Source organism: Denitromonas iodatirespirans (assembly GCF_018524365.1).
Taxonomy (GTDB): domain Bacteria; phylum Pseudomonadota; class Gammaproteobacteria; order Burkholderiales; family Rhodocyclaceae; genus Nitrogeniibacter; species Nitrogeniibacter iodatirespirans.
This window is the reverse complement of sequence record NZ_JAEKFT010000186.1, coordinates 1-243: the sequence shown is the minus strand read 5'-3', so window position 1 is coordinate 243 and position 243 is coordinate 1. Positions and strand designations below refer to the sequence as shown.

The window sequence follows — 243 nt, the reverse complement described above, 5'->3', positions numbered from 1 at the left end:
AGGGCACCCTGGTCCTGACCGGCTACGACGCCGCCACCGGCGCGGTCAGCTACACCTACGACCCGAACGTGCAAAGCAGCAACGCCCCGGTGCTCGACGCCATCGCCGTGGTGGTGACCGATGACCTGGGCATCGCCGCCACCGGCAGCCTCGACATCCAGATCACCGACTCCGTGCCGGTGGCGATCAACGACACCAACGTGATCGCCGAAGACGGCGTCAACACCGTGTCCGGCTCCGTGC

At 67.9% G+C, this 243-nt stretch carries 1 protein-coding gene; it reads left to right on the top strand.

Going from position 1 to position 243, the window contains the following annotated elements; all coding sequences use genetic code 11:
• Positions 1 to 243: hypothetical protein (locus I8J34_RS24485; RefSeq protein ID WP_214364228.1), on the top strand; the 243-nt coding region annotated here is incomplete at both ends.